The 13,253-nt window shown below is 68.2% G+C and carries 15 protein-coding genes; 6 read left to right on the top strand and 9 right to left on the bottom strand.

The window, feature by feature from the left end; genetic code table 11:
- The first annotated feature begins 40 nt into the window (after nucleotides 1–40).
- A complete protein-coding gene (locus tag EV643_RS04915; RefSeq protein ID WP_238165365.1) occupies nucleotides 41–544 on the top strand; it encodes a GbsR/MarR family transcriptional regulator in 504 nt (167 codons plus the stop codon).
- 64 nt (nucleotides 545–608) lie between these two features.
- Here EV643_RS04915 and EV643_RS04910 read toward each other — a convergent pair whose 3' ends face one another.
- Both EV643_RS04910 and EV643_RS04905 read right to left on the bottom strand, forming a co-directional pair.
- A complete protein-coding gene (locus EV643_RS04910; RefSeq protein WP_133798758.1) occupies nucleotides 609–2,465 on the bottom strand; it encodes an alpha/beta fold hydrolase in 1,857 nt (618 codons plus the stop codon).
- Nucleotides 2,466–2,577: 112 nt separating this feature from the next.
- Nucleotides 2,578–3,261, bottom strand: coding sequence for an NBR1-Ig-like domain-containing protein (locus tag EV643_RS04905; protein ID WP_133798757.1), 684 nt, complete (start codon nucleotides 3,259–3,261; stop codon nucleotides 2,578–2,580).
- A gap of 188 nt (nucleotides 3,262–3,449) precedes the next feature.
- Between EV643_RS04905 and EV643_RS04900 the strand changes: the two genes are divergently transcribed.
- Nucleotides 3,450–4,145 carry a CHAP domain-containing protein gene (locus EV643_RS04900; protein ID WP_133798756.1) on the top strand — a complete coding sequence of 232 codons (696 nt, stop codon included), beginning with the start codon at nucleotides 3,450–3,452 and terminating at the stop codon, nucleotides 4,143–4,145.
- A 59-nt stretch (nucleotides 4,146–4,204) separates the two neighbouring features.
- Here EV643_RS04900 and EV643_RS46380 read toward each other — a convergent pair whose 3' ends face one another.
- From EV643_RS46380 to EV643_RS04890, 3 genes are read right to left on the bottom strand one after another with little or no spacing between them, the layout of a single operon-like run.
- Nucleotides 4,205–4,330, bottom strand: a complete 126-nt coding sequence (locus EV643_RS46380) for a hypothetical protein (protein WP_255512934.1) — start codon at nucleotides 4,328–4,330, stop codon at nucleotides 4,205–4,207.
- The gene (locus EV643_RS04895; RefSeq protein WP_166665325.1) at nucleotides 4,320–5,090 is read right to left on the bottom strand and encodes an alpha/beta fold hydrolase; all 771 of its coding nucleotides are present in this window, start codon (nucleotides 5,088–5,090) and stop codon (nucleotides 4,320–4,322) included. Before EV643_RS04895 ends, EV643_RS46380 begins: the two co-directional genes overlap by 11 nt.
- A gap of 48 nt (nucleotides 5,091–5,138) precedes the next feature.
- On the bottom strand, nucleotides 5,139–6,149 hold the full coding sequence (locus EV643_RS04890) for a LacI family DNA-binding transcriptional regulator (RefSeq protein WP_238165364.1): 1,011 nt from the start codon (nucleotides 6,147–6,149) through the stop codon (nucleotides 5,139–5,141).
- 294 nt (nucleotides 6,150–6,443) lie between these two features.
- On the opposite strand from EV643_RS04890, the gene EV643_RS44665 reads away from it, so the two are divergent.
- The 4 genes from EV643_RS44665 to EV643_RS44655 all read left to right on the top strand — a co-directional run bounded on the left by EV643_RS44665 (nucleotide 6,444) and on the right by EV643_RS44655 (nucleotide 8,687).
- Nucleotides 6,444–6,740, top strand: coding sequence for a sugar ABC transporter permease (locus EV643_RS44665; protein ID WP_202869392.1), 297 nt, complete (start codon nucleotides 6,444–6,446; stop codon nucleotides 6,738–6,740).
- 28 nt (nucleotides 6,741–6,768) lie between these two features.
- Nucleotides 6,769–7,956 carry an RNA-guided endonuclease InsQ/TnpB family protein gene (locus tag EV643_RS04880; protein ID WP_133798754.1) on the top strand — a complete coding sequence of 396 codons (1,188 nt, stop codon included), beginning with the start codon at nucleotides 6,769–6,771 and terminating at the stop codon, nucleotides 7,954–7,956.
- 69 nt (nucleotides 7,957–8,025) lie between these two features.
- Nucleotides 8,026–8,262: a hypothetical protein gene (locus EV643_RS44660; RefSeq protein ID WP_202869391.1), complete on the top strand. Its 237-nt coding sequence runs from the start codon at nucleotides 8,026–8,028 to the stop codon at nucleotides 8,260–8,262.
- The gene (locus tag EV643_RS44655; protein ID WP_202869390.1) at nucleotides 8,259–8,687 is read left to right on the top strand and encodes a hypothetical protein; all 429 of its coding nucleotides are present in this window, start codon (nucleotides 8,259–8,261) and stop codon (nucleotides 8,685–8,687) included. Before EV643_RS44660 ends, EV643_RS44655 begins: the two co-directional genes overlap by 4 nt.
- Before the next feature lie 66 nt (nucleotides 8,688–8,753).
- Here EV643_RS44655 and egtD read toward each other — a convergent pair whose 3' ends face one another.
- The 4 genes from egtD to EV643_RS04855 are packed head-to-tail and all read right to left on the bottom strand — an operon-like array spanning nucleotide 8,754 to nucleotide 13,145.
- Entirely contained in the window at nucleotides 8,754–9,719 is a 966-nt protein-coding gene (gene egtD / locus EV643_RS04870; RefSeq protein ID WP_133798753.1) for an L-histidine N(alpha)-methyltransferase, read from the bottom strand.
- Nucleotides 9,716–10,564, bottom strand: a complete 849-nt coding sequence (locus tag EV643_RS04865; protein ID WP_133798752.1) for a class II glutamine amidotransferase domain-containing protein — start codon at nucleotides 10,562–10,564, stop codon at nucleotides 9,716–9,718. The genes egtD and EV643_RS04865 overlap by 4 nt, the downstream gene beginning before the upstream one ends.
- Nucleotides 10,564–11,922 carry an ergothioneine biosynthesis protein EgtB gene (gene egtB / locus EV643_RS04860; RefSeq protein WP_133798751.1) on the bottom strand — a complete coding sequence of 453 codons (1,359 nt, stop codon included), beginning with the start codon at nucleotides 11,920–11,922 and terminating at the stop codon, nucleotides 10,564–10,566. The genes EV643_RS04865 and egtB overlap by 1 nt, the downstream gene beginning before the upstream one ends.
- The gene (locus tag EV643_RS04855; RefSeq protein WP_133798750.1) at nucleotides 11,919–13,145 is read right to left on the bottom strand and encodes a glutamate-cysteine ligase family protein; all 1,227 of its coding nucleotides are present in this window, start codon (nucleotides 13,143–13,145) and stop codon (nucleotides 11,919–11,921) included. Before EV643_RS04855 ends, egtB begins: the two co-directional genes overlap by 4 nt.
- Nucleotides 13,146–13,253 lie beyond the last annotated feature (108 nt).

Genomic DNA, 13,253 nt, shown 5'->3' with positions numbered 1-13,253 from the left:
ACGTCAGGTTTTTCGGTCACGGACAGGAGATGATGAGGCGGTGAGCGCACAACGAGACGACGAGGCGGTGCAGCGGCATGCCGAGCAGTTCGGCAACCTGCTGGCCGACACAGGCTGGCCGCGGATGTCGGCCCGGGTCTTCGCCGCCATCCTGGCCAGTGAGAACGGCCGGCTGACCGCCGCCGAGCTCGCCGAGAGGTTGCAGGCCAGTCCCGCCGCCGTCTCCGGCGCGGTCAACTACCTGTTGCAGATGCGGCTGGCCAGCCGGGAGCGGGAGCCCGGCAGCCGCCGCGACGTCTACGTGGTCCAGGACGACTTCTGGTACGACAGCATGATGCGGCAGGACCGCTTCCTGGTCCGCTGGGAGGAGACGCTGCGGCAGATGCTCGCGTCCACCGGCGACGGCACCCCGGCCAACCGCCGGGTCCGCGCCACCCTCGGCTTCCTCGAGTTCATCCAGACCGAGGTCGAGGGCCTGAGCGAACGCTGGATCAAACGCAAGGCCGAGATCGACGCGGAGCTGGACGCAGAGTTCGGGGCATAACTCGTGCCCCGACACGGGACACTAGGGCCCGGTGGATCGCCACCGGGCCCTAGTCGTGCTGGTACTAGCGCAGCGAGCTTGCGGCGACCTGGTCGAGCGTCTGCTGCAGCAGCGGGCTGAGCTTGCCGGTGTTCGCCTTCGACTTCGGCAGCGGTACGGCGTTCCCGTCCACCGGGCCGTCGACCGGGAAGACCGACAACTCGGCCGGCAGCGGGCTGGTCCCGCAGACCTGGTCCTTGCCCGGCAGTTCACCGCTGAACACGAACCGGTCGCCGATCGCCTCGGCACACGCCGACGCCGACCCGACGTACTGGCCGTGCTGCCCCTCGTCGTCGATCGCGACGAACCGGGTGGCCCGCGGGGTGTCGTTGTGCGTCCGCAGCGCACCCTCGTACGACGTGGCCGGGTCGAGCTCGCCCTGGACCATCAGTATCCGGGGCGATCCGGTCAGGTCGAGCTTGCGGTCCTGCGGCGCGTACTTCCAGAACGCGCACATCGGCACGCCGTTCATGTAGCCGAAGAAGGTGTATTTCTTCGCCATCCGGTCGGCCTCGCGGAGGTAGAACCTCGGGTCCTTGTTCCAAGCCGTGTCGTTGCACCGAACGGTGGTCCCGACCGCGCCGAGGCTGACTTCCTGGTCGGGGGAGGTCGCCTTCGCAGCGGTCTCCCGCGCGTCCGCGATCACGTCCTTCAGCGAATCCACTTTCGCGGCGGCGATGGTGCTCGCGGCCGCCGGCGTCACGCCGTACCGGGCCCTGATCGCGGCGAGCGTGTCGAACGCCTGCAGCTCGGGCGCGAGCCGGGCCCACGCACGGTCGACGTGCTGGAGCTCGATCTCGCCGGAGTCGGACGGGTTCTTGGTGTACTCGTCGTGCACCAGGATGTCGACGGTGGCCCGGATGAACCGGACGTTGCCGTAGATGGTGCTGTAGATCGTGCCGTCCAGGTTGTCACCGCGGACCGAGCTCTCGCCGGCCTTGACCAGGGTGACCAGCGAGGCGCGGATCCCGTTGTAGCGGGCGAGCACCTGGGCCGGCGTCTTGCCGAGGCCCTGGATCTGGTCGGCGTGCCGGGCGATCCACGGGAACAGCTGGGTGTCGCGGCGGCGCTGGCCGGAGAACGGGTCGAAGTTCACGTTGTCCCACTGGGTGTGGGTCCAGTCCATGTTCGAGTCGAGCACGAACCGGCCGACCTTCGACGGGTACGTGTCGGCGTACCAGCCGCCCAGCCAGGTGCCGTAGCTGTAGCCGATGAAGCTGAGCTGACGGGACTTGAACAGCGCCCGCAGGAACTCCATGTCGTACACGGTCTGCTGGCTGCTGACGAACTGGCCGAACTCGGTGGCCGAGCAGGCGTCGGCGTACAGCTTCGCCTCGGCGACCTCCGTCTGGTGGGTGAGCTTGGTGCGCTCCTTGTAGTCCGGTGTCACCGGCAGCGCGTTCAGTGCCTCGGCGGTGGTGAGGCAGCGCAGCGGGGTGCTCTGGCCGAAGCCGCGCGGGTCGAAGCCGAGCAGGTCGAAGTCCTGGAACAGCTGCGGCTTCTCGGTCGCCAGAGCGGCCGACAGGGTGAGGCCGGCACCACCCGGGCCGCCCGGGTTGGTGGTCATCAGGCCGCGCGAGGTGCCGAGCGACTTGCTGTAGGAGATGGCGACCTCGACGTCCGGGTGCGCGTCGGGGTTGGCCCAGTCCATCGGCACCTTGACCTTGGCGCAGTCGGTGGTCGGCGCCTGCGGGTAGAGGGCTTTCACCGCGGCGTCGAACGAGCAGACCGACCAGGTGATCGGCTGGTCGAGATACTTCTGCGGGATGGCCGGAGTCGGCGGGTCCGTCAGCGTGGGCGCCGCCGTGGCAGTGGTGGCAGTCAGCAGCGGCGCGACCAGCAGCGCCGACAGTGCCACCGCGAGTCGGTGAGGTTTGAACACAGTGCAGCTCCTGTGTTGCCGGGCGGTCAGGATGCTCGAACCTAATTCGGCGACGGCCCCCGAGGCCAGTACTTGGCCCAGGCACAAGGGAGAACCCGCACTACAACCCGCGCTACAACTCGTAGACGGTGAAGATCGTGCAGCAGACGGGCGCGGACTCCAGGCCTGGGTAGTACAGCCGCCCGGCTTCGTCGGTCACCTTGAAATAAGCCGTGGACGCACCGACCTGCGATGGCGCCTGCAACGTCATCCGCACGGTCACGACCTCACCCGGTACGGCGTCCGGCAGCCGCGCGCGGTGGGGCGACCGCAACCAGCCGGGAGTCGCCGCGGCGCCCTGACGGGTGAGCCAGCGATCGCACCAGGGACGGTCACCGCTGTTCCGGATCTCCCAGGTCTTCTCGAACTCCTGGTCGCGGGCGACCCTGGTCCCGTCCGGCACGGTCTCGCCGACCAGCTCGGCACGATCGTCGGGATGGTGGTCGGCCGGGACCGAACCACCGAGGAGCATCGGTACGACGTGCCGCCGCAGGTCCCGTTGCGAGACGTCCTTGCCGGCCCGGACGGCCGCGTCGAGCTCCACCAACTGGTTGACCAACGCGTCCCCGGCGCCGAACGACACGTCGTACCACTCGATCAGTTCGCGGCTGGGTTTGGTGTGACCGCGCTCGACCCGGGACAGGTGGCCCTTGTCCCAGCCGGACAGCGCGGCCGCACGGCTCAGCGGCACACCAGCCGCCTCCCGCAGCTCCCGCATCCGGCTGCCGATCACGTTCCGAGCTTGTGCTGGCCTCACGGTGGACTCCCAGGTCACACAGTCACCGGATCACGATCTCACAGGTAACGATTTTCCGTTGCCTACTGCGACAACGCGGTGACTCTTTGATTCTCTGCAACCAGTGCCGAATTGAATACCTTCCCCGCCCCACCGCCCCGGTCGATCGCCAAGGATCCGCCCTCCTTCCCAGCGAAAGGACGCACACCATGCGGACCGCCCTTCTCCGTACCGTCATCCGCGTCACCGTCACCGCCCTGATCGGCGGCACCGCCGTCGTCGGCGGCGTCGCCCTGCCCGCGCACGCCGCCACCGGGACCGTCGTCACCGACAGCGGGGCCGGTGTCACCATCCGCTCCGGCAACGCCACCACCTTCGGCTCGGTCGGCACCCAGCCCAACGGACCGGTCACCATCGACTGCCAGCTCTACGGCGAACCCGTGACCGGCAAGTTCGGCCGCAGCCTGATCTGGGACCACATCCCGGGCAAGGGCTACATCTCCGACGCGTACGTCGACACCGGCAGCTCCGGACTCGTCGCACCCCTGTGTCCGACCAACCCGCGCGCCGACAAGTCGATCGCCTGGTACTCCGCCCGCAACGGCTCGACGGCCTTCCAGGGGTACTGCGAGATGGCCGCCGAGAACTCGTACGGCAAGACCGGCATCTACGCCTCCGCCAAGGCGAACTGGAACGACGCCGTGAACCGGGGCGCCGCCCACCGAGGCGACCTGAACCCACCCAAGGGCGCCCTCGTCTTCTGGGACCTCGCCGCCCCGTACGGCCATGTCGGTGTGGCACGCGGCGACGGCTACTTCTGGGCCACCAGCGTCAACGGCAGGATCGGCCTCGCCAGACTCCCCTACTTCTCCAACTACCTCGGCTGGGCCTGGCCCAACTTCTGACCCCAATCCGGCTCGAACAGATAGGCGCCCGGTCGCTCCCGCCCCCGCGACCGGGCGCCTCACGGCTTGAACACCAGGTTCCGCCCATACATCGCCTTCGTGCCAGGCGCATGCAGTTCCTCAACGGTGATCCCGAACAGGTCCGCCCAAAAGCGGTCGACGATGAGACGGGTATCAGCGCGCATCAGCTGTCTCCATGCGGGTGAGCCAGTCGGTCACCAGGGCTTGATACAAGGTGTGGTTCTGGATGGGGAGGTTGTGGTCCGCCTCGTCGAGTACGGCGTACGTGGCGTGTGGGTAGTCGGCGAGGAGGGGCCAGGCGTCGGCGTACCCGGTGATGTGGTCCTGTCGGCCGGTGACGATCAGGGTCGGGGCGTCGAGGCGGGCGGCGAGGTCGAAGGAGAGGGAGTACGTGGTGACGTCGGACTGGATGGTGTTGAGGAATTCCAGATCGGCCTGTTCTTCGGCGGGCAGGTAGAAGCGGGTCTCCTTGTCCTGCTGGGCGGCCAGGAAGTCTGGGGTGGTGGGTAGGCCGCCTGGTTCGGGAAGCGTGCGCTGGGCACGGTCGACGATGACGCCGGGGACTCGGAGCAGGAGGCCGAGGATTCGGGTCGGGTCGCGGTGGACGATTCCCCGGGCGTGCAGTGCGCCGGCCGACGTACCGACCAGGGCGAAGGGCTGGTCGCCGACGATCGTGTCAACAGCGCGGGTGATGACGTCGAGCATGCCGTCCTGGTTGGTGATCCAAGGGCGAGAAGGAGTCCGCCCGGTGCCCGGTGGGTCGAGGTAGATGCGTTGCCAGCGGTCGCGTCCCGCACCGAAGACCGGCTCGTGGACGGCTTGCGCCTCACCGTTGGCGTTTCCCCACCCGGGCAGGAAGACGATCGGCCGTCCATCGCCGTATGACTCGTAGTACACGGGCAGGTCATCGACTTGGGTGATCACCCGACCGACGGTATCGATTCCTGGAGCGGTGAGCTTCGAGTTTTCCTTTCAGGAGAAGGGTGGGCGTTCGCCGGAGCCTCGGGGGATCAGGGCGCAGGGGAGGATGATGCGTTGAGGTGGGCGGGTGTTGGTGCCGGCTGCGCGGCCGAGGAGGAGGGTGGCGGCGGTGCGGCCGAGTTCCTCGGTGTCGGAGGCGACCACCGTGACCGGGGTGGGCAGCATGTCGGCCATCCGAAAATCGTCGAAGCCGACTACGGCCGGTTGGTCGGCGACCAGACGCAGCGCGCGAAGGACGCCCTCGGCAACGAAGTTGGTGGACGCGAAGATGGCGGTCGGCGGGGACGGCCGGTCCATCAGCTCACCAGTCGCCTTCTCGGCCGCCTCGGTGGTGCCCTCGGGGAGCTGGACGACGAGCGACTCGTCCACGGTGAGACCCGCCGTCCGGTGGGCCCGGCGATAGCCACGCAGCCGGCGGCCGGTGGTGTAGTACGACGGGGCGAGCAGGATCGCGATCCGCTGATGTCCCTGGCCCAGCAGGTGTTCGGTCGCGAGCCGGCCGCCGCCTTCGTTGTCGACCATCACGATATCGGCCTCGATCCCGTGCGCCGGCCGGTCCAGGAACACCACCGGTACGCCGGCGCCGGCCAGGAACGAGTGGTCCCCTTGGTCCGGCACGATCATCAACCCGGCCACTTGCCGCCCGACCAGTTCGCGGATCGCCCGCTTCTCGCCTTCTGGGTCCTCGTCGACACTGCCGAGGACGACGGCGAACCCGGACTGCGCGGCGACCTCGAGCGACGCCTTCGCGATGGTCGCATAGAACGGGTTGGTCAGGTCGCCGATCACCAGCGCCAGGCTGGCCGACTTCTTCCCCGGCCGGAGCGCGCGAGCGACCTCGTTGCGTTGGAAACCTAGCGCCTCGATCGCGGCATGGACCCGGCTGGCGGTCTCCGCCCGGACACCGGCCCCGCCGTTGACCACCCGCGACACCGTGCCGAGCCCGACCCCGGCCCGCTTCGCCACGTCGATCATCGTCGGCCGGCTGGGCTCCGCGCTCACCGCGGCCACCTGGAATCGACGGTCGGCCGGCTGGGCTCGGTTTGCTTTGGAAACGTTTCGGGCACGGGGTTGACTTCCCTCTCACGACACGGCATCGTCACCCCACAGTAGGCCGCTGGAAACGTTACCGTCCAGGAGGCCGGATGAATCGCAGCCCCCATCGTGCCCACGGCAATCAAATTCAGGGCAACCGAACCCGGAAGAACCGCGGGATGAGCCGGAACGCCGGCTCCGACGTGCGCGCGGCGTACCTGTTCATCGCGCCCGGCGATCATCGGGTTCACCGTGTTCGTGGTGTATCCGCTGGTCCGGTCGTTCTACCTGGCGCTGACCAAGTACAACGGACTGACCGACCCGATCTTCATCGGTTTCGGCAACTTCCGCCGGCTCTTCACCGTGGACCCGGCCTTCTGGCCTTCGTTGAGGGCGACCGGCGCGGCGCCGAAGTCGGCGCGGACCGAGAGCATCACCTGGTCGCATTCAGAATCTCGTGATCCAGCGCCCACGCGGGTACATCGACACGACGACCAACTGGACGTGAAGGGCCGAGACGAAGTGTGCTATGGCGATCCTCGTCAGAAAGTGTCGTAGGCCGATGGCAGTCTGTGTTCTCGTGAGCATGGTTCGCTACAGGTACCGGGTGTACCCCACTGCGCCGCAGAGGCAGGTGTTGGCGCGGGTGTTCGGCTGTGTCCGTGTGGTGTTCAACGATTCGTTGCGCTTGCGCCAGGCGGCCTATGAAGCGGGTGAGAAGCTCACTGACACAGAGATTCAGCGGCGTGTGGTCACGCTGGCGAAGACCACCCCGGAGCGGGTGTGGCTGGCCGAAGCGCCGTCCGTGGCGCTGGTCCAGGCGTGCAACGACGCACGCCGTGCGTACAGGAACTGGTTCGACTCGCTGTCCGGGCGGCGCAAGGGTCGCAAGATCGGCCGCCCGCGGTTCCGGAAGAAGGCCAACCGCCAGAGCATCCGCCTCACCCGCAACGGGTTCTCTTTGCGCGGTGAGCGGCTATATGTGGCCAAGGTCGGTGAACTGAAGGTCCGCTGGTCCAGGGACCTGCCGTCCGTCCCGTCGTCGGTCACCGTCGTGATGGAGCCTGACGGACGGTACTACGCCTCGTTCGTAGTGGAAGTCGCTGACACCCCGCTGCCGAAGGTCGAGCGGCAGGTCGGCGTGGATCTTGGGTTGTCGACGTTCGCGACCGTGGCGGCCACGGACGGTTCGACTGAGAAGGTTGAGAACCCGCGTCACCTGCGGAAGGCCGAGCGTCGTTTGGTGCATGCTCAGAAGGCTCTGTCCCGCAAGCAGAAGGGGTCGGCCAACCGGAACAAGGCCCGTTGCCGGGTCGCGGTACTGCACCGGAAGGTACGGGACTCCCGAGCCGACCACGCCCACAAGACGGCTCATCGCCTGATCCGCGATAACCAAGCGGTTCATGTCGAAGACCTGTCGATCGCAGGGCTCGGCCGTACCAGGCTGGCGAAGTCGGTGCACGACGCCGGATGGGGCCAGTTCCTGCGGGTGCTGGAAGACAAGGCGGCCCGGTTCGGCAGGACTGTCACGAAGGTGGACCGCTGGTTCCCCAGCACGCAGTTGTGCTCGGTCTGCGGTGGGCTGGGTGGTAAGAAGCCGCTCAGCGTTCGCGAGTGGGAGTGCGGCTGTGGAGCCGTTCACGACCGCGACGAGAACGCGGCACGCAACATTTTGGCGGCCGGGCAGGCCGCGACTGCCTGTGGAGACGGTGTAAGCCCGGACGTCGGTCCGGCAGTCGTTGGCGAAGCAGGAACCCCCCGGAGTGCCGCATGAGCGGCATGGAAGGAATCCCTGCCGTTCACGGCAGGGAGGATGCCAAAACACTCCTGACTGAAGCCCCCTGTGCGGGGGTTGCTGACGGCAACGGCATGCAGCGGATCGGACTCCGGCGGCGAGACGTCCGGACCGGTCACCGTCACCGTGATGACGTGGGAGTCGGCGCAGACGAACGCCGCGATCGACAAGGCGCTGGCCGGGTTCAGCGATCCGGACATCACCGTCGAACGGGTCGACACCCCCAATGGTGGGTACGGCGACAATGGCTGGCGGCCGGGTTCCAGACCGACAAGCCGAAGGTGAAGTACGGGTTCGCGCCGTTCCCACAGGTGACCACACCGGCGACCCTGTACGACTCGGTCGGCATCTGCACCCCGCAGTACACGGCGAACGAGGACGCGACGTACAAGGTGCTCGAGTACATCAACACGAAGGTGTGGGACGCGGTGCTGCCTGCCTCGCCGGTCGCGCCGCCGGCGTACACACCCGCGCAGGACAGTTACTTCAGCGCGCTGACCAAGGCCGGGCAGGCGACGGTGGTCGACACGGTCAAGGCTGATCTGGCCGCGGAGAAGACGGTCGGGGTCCGGTTCACGACGCAGTGGGCGTCGCAGGTCGGCGACCTCACGACGGCGTACTACCAGCCGATTCTCACCGGCAAGAAGCCCATCGACGACCTCCAAACCTACGTCACCAAGATCAACGACCTCATCAAGCAGTCCGGCTGATCCCAACTGCTTGCGTCCGAAGAACCCTGCGCTGTAGGCCACGGTTCTTCGGACGCAACAGGTGGATTACACCGCTTGCCAGAGGGAGAGGGCGAAGCGGTCCTCGGAGTCCGTCCACCAGGCGCCAGGGGTGAAGCCGGCCTTGCCGAGCTCGGCCTCGACGCCGTAGCGGTGGAACTTGGCCGAGATCTCGGTGCTCAACTCCTCACCCTCGGCAAAGTCCACCTCGAGACCGATCTCGGGGATCAGCACCCGCATCGCGCGGTCGGCTCGCAGGTGCATCTCGATCCACTCGTTCTCGGCGTCCCAGATCGCCACGTGGCTGAACGCGTCGACGTCGAAGTCCGCCCCGAGTTGCCGGTTGAGCACCCGGAGCACATTGCGGTTGAACTCGGCGGTCACGCCCGCGCTGTCGTCGTACGCCGCGACCAAGGTCGCCGGATCCTTCACGAGATCGGTGCCGAGCAGCAACCACTCTCCTGGCTCGAGCACCTCCCGGATCGAGGCGAAGAAGGTCTCACGTTCGGATGGGATCAGGTTGCCGATGGTGCCGCCGAGGAACGCGACCACCCTCGGCGCGTCGCCAGGCAGCTTGTCCAAGTGCGCGGTGAAGTCGCCGACCACGCCATGCACGACCAGGCCCGGGTAGTCGGCCTCGATCGCGGCGGCCGCTTCCCGCAGAGCCGTTTCGGACACGTCCAGCGGCACGAACGTCGTCAGGGTGCCGTGGTCGCGCAGACCATCCAGCAGCAGCCGGGTCTTCTCCGACGAACCGGATCCCAGCTCGACCAACGTGTGGGCGCCGGTCAGCTTGGCGATCTCGGCCGAGCGGTTGTCGAGGATCTCTCGCTCCGCCCGGGTCGGGTAGTACTCGGGCAGCCGGGTGATCCGCTCGAACAGCTCACTCCCCCGGGCGTCGTAGAACCACTTCGGCGCCAGCCATTTCGGCTCCGCGGTCAGCCCGGCCCGGGCGTCCTCGCGAAGGGCGCGGACGGCGTAGTCGGGGGTCAGATGAATGTCGATGAGGGTCACTCTCGTCCTTCCATATGTGGTGCAGCCAATGGGGTGATGGCGCAGGTTGTGCTGGTTGCGGTGAGCAACGATTTGTCAGGGACCTCTTGCCAGGCGGGGTCGTCCCGGGCAAAAGGTTCAGAGCTGACGGTGACTGAGTCGGCCGTCTGCCGCACCCAAAGTGAATGCGTCCAGGTTGTCGCGACGAGCTGCTCGCCATCGGTGAGCAACACGTTCAGCCGCGACTCCGGAGCAGCCGCGGCAACCTCCAATACTACGGCCGCCGTCGCCTCGGCGGCCGGGGTGCCGGCGGCGAGGCGGTCGCGGATGAGGGCCCAGAGCAGGGCGGAGTCGAGCGGCGCGTCGAGGGTCAGGAGGTCGGCGACGGGCAGGGTCTCGGCCAGCTTCTCGACCGAGTTCGGCCAGCCGGCGATCAGCCCGTTGTGGCTGAAGAACCACTGGTCATGGGCGAAAGGCGCAACCGCGGATTCATCGAGCGGCATGCCCACAGTCCCGTTTCGCAGTGCGGCAAGCACCGCGCCGGACCGAACGGATCGGGCCAGCGCCGGCAACGACTCATCCGCCCAAATCGGCACACTCCGCCGATACCGAACAGGTGAGCGCTCATCCCCGCCCGATCCCGACTGCTCGCGCACACCCGGCTGCTCGGCCGCACCCGGCTGCTTGAGCGCGTCCGGCTGCTCGGGTTCGGCGTACCAGCCCAGGCCGAAGCCGTCGGCGTTGACGCTGCCGCCGCCGCGCATGTCCCAGGGGGCCCAGCTCTGCTCATACAGGGAATGCGGCGGATCCAGGACCAGCGACGCCAGACTGACCGGTGGTCCGAGATACGCCAGATGCCGGCACACTAGACCAGCTCCGAATGCTCCGCGGCCGCGAGCTCCGCGGGCTGGGCGTCGCGGGCGCAGCGGAAGCCGGCGAAGATCTGCCGCCGGATCGGGTAGTCCCAGTTCCGGAACGTACCGCGCGCGACCACCTCGTCGGTCCCGAACGACCCACCGCGGAGCACCTTGTAGTCCGTGCCGAAGAAGACCAGCGAGTACTCGTCATACGGGAACGCCCGGAACCCCGGGTACGGCCGGAAGTCGCTGCTCGTCCACTCCCAAACGTCCCCGATCAACTGCTCGACGCCAAGCGGCGACGCCCCGGCCGGATACGCGCCCACCGGCGCCGGACCGAGATGCCGCTGACCGAGATTCGCGTGCTGCGGACCCGGGCTCTCGTCACCCCACGGGAACCGCCGTGTCCGGCCGGTCGCGGGATCGAACCGGGCCGCGAACTCCCACTCCTCCTCGGTCGGCAGCCTCTTCCCCGCCCATTTCGCATAAGCCTCGGCCTCGTAGAAGCACACATGCATCACCGGCTCGTCCAGCGGCAGCAGCTCGGAGTGCCCGAACCGAGTTCGCGTCCACTGACCGTCAACCAGATCCCAGAACCGCGGGCCCACCAGCGACGCCTTCTGCACCTGCGCCCAACCAGCCTCAGACCACCAACGCGCGTCCTCGTACCCACCGCCCAGCACGAACTTCAGGTAGTCGCCGTTGGTCACCGGCGCCGTGTCGATGAAGTACGGCGCGACGCGGACCGCGTGCGCGGGCCGTTCGTTGTCGAGCGCCCACGGCTCGATCGACGTCCCCATCTCGAACGTCCCACCGGGCACCAGCACCTCGGCAGCGGCGAGCCGTCGACCAGGCGGGGGCGGCGGCGCGTCGAGCACCGGAACACCGGCCCGGAGCTGGTGGGTGGCGAGCATCGTCTCGTCGTGCTGCTGCTCGTGCTGGACGATCATCCCGAAGGCGAACGCGTTGTCGACCAGCTCGCGCCCGTGGTCGAACTTCACATGGTCGAGCACGTCGAGCACCTTGTCGCGGACCTCACCGACGTACGCGCGGGTCTCGGCCGGACCGAGCAGCGGCAGGGTCGGCCGGTCCGCGCGTGGGTGCATGAACGCGTCGTACAGCTCGTCGATGTCCTGCCGGACCGGTTCGCGGCCGCCGACGTCGCGGACCAGCCAGAGCTCTTCCTGGTTGCCGATGTGGGCGTAGTCCCAGACCAGCGGCGACATCAGCTTGGAATGCTGGCGGACCAGGTCGTCGGTGTCGACCGCGTCGGTCAGCTGTACGGTCCGGGCCCGGGACCGCTCGAGCTGCTCCGCGACCAGGGCGCGCAGGCCCTCGGCGGACAGGTCGGACAGTTGGTGGGTCATGATGCTCGCCTTCTGTGGGTGTCGTCGACGATGCGGTGCAGTCGGGTTGCGACTTGGTCGATCAGGTCTGGTGCGACTCCGGTGCGATCCAGTACGCCTGTACCCAGGTCGACCAGGTCATTGGCCGCCTGCCGGACGAGCTTGTCGCCCAGCCCTTCGCGGGCGGCCGGGAACCAGCGGCCGGCTGCCGGTGCGGCCGCCGCCTGAGCCCGGTCGATCAGCGCGGGATCGGACATCAGCGCGGTCAGCAGCAGGACGGGCGCGATCCACCCGTCGCCGGTCTGGGCGTCCAGGTAGCGCACTTCGAGATACCCGCGCGGCCGGACCGGCGGGAACAACGTGGACAGGTGATAGTCGAGATCGTCGTACGACGGTCTGTCGCCGGGCAGCGCCCCATCCGCCCAGGCGCCGAAGGTGAGACCGGTGGGCGCATCCCAACTGTCGCCCCGGCGCATGCAGAGCACGGGAGCCTCCATCGCCATCCGGGCCCACGCAGCGGCGGGATCACCGTCGAGCGCGGGTGGTTCGGTGAACGGAGCGAACGTGCCGAAGGTCGCCTCGGTCCGGGCCGAGGCCCAGCCGGTGTCGGTGCCGGCGCGGCGGCGGGAGTTCGCGAACAGTCCGACCATCGCCGGGCCGAGATCGTGCAGAGCCCGCCAACGGTGCGCGGTCTGGTGGGTCTCACCGGCGTCGAGGCAGACCTGGACGCCGGCCGTGCTGCACATCATCCGGGGACCGTGCGGGCCGACCCGTTGGAAGGCCCGCTCCATCGCCGCGTAGCGCGGGACGGTCAGGATCCGGCGCGGGGTCCGGAAGGCGTCCAGTCCGTGGCCGCCGGGGACGAGGTCCGCGTCGAGAAGAAGTGAGGACAGTTGCGCCGCGTCGGCGGCGGTGTCCTCGATCAGCCTGGGCACGGAGGCCGAGGCAGGGCCGGAGATCTCTACCTGGCCACCTGGCTCCACAGTGACCAGAGCACCCCGGTCCAGCGGCAGTTGCGGGCTGCCGCGCACCAGGGTGGCGGGCGCATGTGCGCCGAGGGCCTTGCTCAATCGGCCGGGGTCGAGCGGTCGGCGCGGATCCTCCGCGTGGTGCACGGTCCACTCCAGCTCGACACCGTGCAACGTCGGTGGACCATGCTTGAAACAGACCATCGCGACGTACCCCTCCGCCTCGGCCCGGGAGCCGATCGGAGTCGTCGCCGGAGATTCACCGGAGGCGGTCACGTCAGCGAACCTAGCTCTGCCCAAGGAGACGGACAACTGACAGCGGGTTACCCCTCGATGACGGCGGTACCGTCGAAAGCTTCGTCAGAATCATGCCGGACATCGAAC

The sequence above is a fragment of the Kribbella caucasensis genome, from assembly GCF_004361855.1.
GTDB lineage: Bacteria > Actinomycetota > Actinomycetes > Propionibacteriales > Kribbellaceae > Kribbella > Kribbella caucasensis.
The sequence above is the reverse complement of the archived record's forward strand: the minus strand, read 5'-3'. Positions and strand labels throughout refer to the sequence as shown.